3 protein-coding genes and 1 pseudogene are annotated in these 3542 nt (G+C 70.0%); 2 read left to right on the top strand and 2 right to left on the bottom strand.

Annotation, left to right across the window (positions count from 1 at the left end; genetic code table 11):
* Positions 1 to 425: ArsA family ATPase (locus BN11_RS13520; RefSeq protein ID WP_235435609.1), on the bottom strand; the 425-nt coding region annotated here is incomplete at its 3' end.
* Between the two features lie 128 nt (positions 426 to 553).
* Positions 554 to 1000 (bottom strand): SRPBCC family protein, encoded by a 447-nt coding sequence (locus BN11_RS13515; protein ID WP_048698471.1) that lies wholly within the window; start codon positions 998 to 1000, stop codon positions 554 to 556.
* 90 nt (positions 1001 to 1090) lie between these two features.
* On the opposite strand from BN11_RS13515, the gene BN11_RS13510 reads away from it, so the two are divergent.
* Together BN11_RS13510 and BN11_RS13505 are read left to right on the top strand one after the other, a co-directional pair.
* Positions 1091 to 2878, top strand: a complete 1788-nt coding sequence (locus tag BN11_RS13510; protein WP_048698470.1) for an AMP-dependent synthetase/ligase — start codon at positions 1091 to 1093, stop codon at positions 2876 to 2878.
* A pseudogene (locus BN11_RS13505) lies at positions 2875 to 3542 on the top strand (hypothetical protein); the annotation flags it as partial. The gene BN11_RS13510 and the pseudogene BN11_RS13505, both read left to right, overlap by 4 nt.

Here is a 3542-nt window from a genome sequence, read left to right as displayed (position 1 = left end):
AGCCGCAGCGTCTCGGCGGTCGGCGCGCAGTCGACGACGATCAGTTCCCAGCGGCCCGACCGGGCCTGCTCCCGCAGCTCCAGCAGGGCGGCGATCTCCTCGGCGCCGGGCAGGGAGGTCATCTCCTCGGCGACGACGGGATCGACCCCGAGGGCGGCGAGGGTGTCGACGAGATAAGCCTGCACGACGTCCCACGAGCCGTCGAAGTGCCGGTTGCCGCTGACCTGCAGGGCGTGGAGGTGGTCCTCGATCCGGTGGGCCGCGTCGGTGCCCGTGGCGCCCAGGTCGCGGTCGAGGGCGTCGCCGAGGGAGTGGGCGGCATCGGTCGACATGACGAGGGTTTCGATGCCGTCGCGGGCGGCCGCGACGGCGGTCGCCGCGGCCGAGGTGGTCTTGCCGACGCCGCCCTTGCCCGTGAAGAGCAGGACGCGGGGCAGGGCAGCCGTTTGCGGAGTGGCCGACTCGCGGGCCCGGTCCGGGGCCGGCGTGGGGCCGGCCTGCTTGCGTGGTGACCGCTTGCGGGGCGCGGTGTCGTCCGTCGCTGGTGTGCGGGTCAGAGGGACTCGACCCGCTTCTTCAGTTCCTTCAGGGCGGTCTCGATGATGACCTTCTCGGCCTTGCGTTTGAGCATCCCGAGGACGGGGATCTTCAGATCCACCATCAGTTCGTAATCGACCCGGGTGCCCTCGTCGATCGCGTTGAGGGTGTAGGTGCCGTCCATGGCCTTCAGGACGCTTGCCTCGACGAGGGTCCACGAGACCGAGCCGGTGCCGTCCTCGGCGATGTCCCAGTCGTAGTCGAGGGTGTAGGTGTCCTTGATGACTCCGGCATCCAAGGTGATGCGGACGCGGTCGGGCCAGCCGTCGCCGTCCTCGGCGAGGATCTCGGTCGCCTTCATCTCGCCGGCCCATTCGGGGTAGGCCTCCAAGTCGGCAATGACGTCGATCACGGCCCCAGGATCGGCCTCGATGATGATCGACGATTCGGTGCTGTCCGCCATGGCCGGAAGCGTACCGCCGGTCTTGGCACGCGTCGGGCGTGAGCACGAACACGCTCGTGGTGAGCAGGGGCGCAATTAGGCTGGTGACTCGTGCAGGAATTCACCACCCCCCTGGTCACTCCAGTTGTCCACGAACACAGCCTCGCCGACCTGCCGGACCGCAAGGCGGCCCAAAGCCCGCAGCACATCGCGCTGCGCCGCTTGGCCGGGGAGCGTTGGGAGGAGGTGACCGCCGCGGCCTTCGCGGAGCAGGTGCGCACGGTGGCCAAGGGGTTCATCGCGGCGGGGCTGGAACCCGGCGACAAGGTCGCCATCCTCAGCCGCACCTCATACGAGTGGACCCTGCTGGACTTCGCCGCGTGGGCCGCCGGCCTGGTGCCGGTGCCCATCTACGAAACCTCCTCGCCCGACCAGATCCACTGGATCCTCTCCGACTCCCACGCGCACGCGATCGTCATGGAATCGGCCAAGCATGCGCAGGCCTTCGACGCGATCCGGGGCGACCTGCACGAGATCGCGCACGTGTGGCGCCTCGACAAAGGCGGTATCCGCCACCTGACGGAGGGCGGTAGCGGGGTGCCGGACGCGGCCCTCGACGACCGGATGGCGAACGTGCACCGGGACTCCACCGCCACCCTGATCTACACCTCGGGGACCACCGGCCGGCCCAAGGGGTGCGCGCTCACGCACGGCAACTTCCTCACCCTCGCCGAGCAGGCGATCGCCGAGATGCCGGAGATCCTGCAGCGGCCGGGTGCTTCCACCCTGCTCTTCCTGCCCCTGGCCCACGTTTTCGCGCGGTTCATCGAGGTGCTCGCGATCGCCGCGGGCGCGACGCTGGCGCACACCGCCGACATCCCCAATATCACCACCCACCTGCAGGCGGTCCAGCCGACCTTCGTGCTGGCGGTCCCGCGGGTCTTCGAGAAGATCTACAACAAGGCCGAGGCCAGCGCGGTGGCCGGCGGCAAGGGCGCCATCTTCACGCGGGCTGCCGAGACCGCGATCGCCTATTCGACGGCGCTGCAGGACGGCCGCGTGCCGCTGACGCTGCGGGCCCGGCACGTGCTCTTCGACCGGCTCGTCTATCGCAAGCTGCGCGAGCTGATGGGCGGGCACATCCAGTACGCCGTCTCCGGCGGCGCGCCCCTCGGAGCCCGGCTGGGGCACTTCTTCCGCGGCGTCGGCATCACGATCCTCGAGGGCTACGGCCTGACGGAGACCACGGCCCCGGCGACGGTGAACCTGCCGTCCAAGGTCAAGATCGGCACCGTCGGGCCGCCCTTGCCGGGCGTGACGCTGCGCATCGCCTCGGACGGGGAGATCATCATCCGGGGCATCAACGTCTTCCACGACTACCGCAACAACCCCGAGGCCACGGCCGAGGCGCTGCGCGACGGCTGGTTCCACACCGGCGACATCGGCGAGATCGACGCCGACGGCTACCTGAAGATCACCGGCCGCAAGAAGGAGATCCTGATCACCGCCGGCGGCAAGAACGTCGTCCCCGGCCTCCTGGAGGACCAGCTGCGCGCCCACCCCCTGATCTCCCAGGCCTGCGTCGTCGGGGACCAGCAACCCTTCGTCGCCGCCCTGCTGACCCTCGACGCGGAAATGGTGCCCGAGTGGACCAAGAACGCCGGTCTCGGCGCGTTCGGCGTCGCCGAGGCACGCACCAATGACGTGGTGCTGGCCGAACTCCAAAAGGCCGTCGACCGGGCGAACGAGACGGTGTCCAAGGCCGAGTCCATCCGCAAGTTCGCCGTGCTCCCCGAGGACTTCACCGAGGAAGCGGGACAGCTGACACCGTCGCTGAAGCTCAAGCGGCATGTGGTCATGACCCAGTTCGCCGACGACGTGGCAGCCCTCTACACGTGATCGCCCGCCTCAAGGGCGCGCCCCTCGCGGCGTTCGTCTTCGCCGCGACCTGGCTCGCCTATTTCGGCATGCTGCAGTTCAGCGTCGTCCGGCTGCGCATCAAGATCGTCGTCACGCTCACCGTGGCGGCAGTGCTGCTCGCATGGTGGCTCGCGCGGCGTCTGCACCTCGCTCTCAGCCCGCTCGTTGTCGCGATGCTGCTCGTCGGTAACGCCGTCGTGGGGCTGCGCACCCGCTTCTTCAGCCATGTGCCGACGGAGTGGGCGTGGACCGGCCGGGGCGTGCTCGCCGCCGCGGCGGTCGGGGCGGCCGCGGCGCTGTGGTTCCGGCGTCCGGGGCTCGCGCTCGGCACCGCCTTCGCGGCGTATGCCGCGGTCACCGTCATCGCGATCCGGACCGACCCATCGCCTCGGATCGACGTGTGGATCACCTTGCAGCAGGCCGCCGACGCGATGGCCCGCGGCGAGAACTTCTACGCCGTCACCTGGGTCGACTCCCCCGGCATCCAGGATGCCTTCACCTATCTGCCGTGGACGGCCGTGCTGCTGGCGCCGGGCCGCTGGATCGCCGGCGATGTGCGCTGGATGCACCTGGTGTGGGCGCTCGTGCTGACCGTCGGCTTCTGGCAGCTCGGGACGGCCGCGCGGGAGCGGCGGCCGGCCGC

The sequence above is a fragment of the Nostocoides australiense Ben110 genome (genome assembly GCF_001050535.1).
In the GTDB taxonomy this organism is placed as follows: Bacteria; Actinomycetota; Actinomycetes; order Actinomycetales; family Dermatophilaceae; genus Nostocoides_A; species Nostocoides_A australiense.
Note: the sequence above shows the minus strand (reverse complement) of the source record. Positions and strands in the feature narration are given on the sequence as shown.

Excerpts from the sequence above, each read along its gene's own strand:
- BN11_RS13515 (WP_048698471.1), bottom strand. The coding sequence starts at position 1,000 with ATGGCGGACAGCACCGAATCGTCGATCATCATCGAGGCCGATCCTGGG.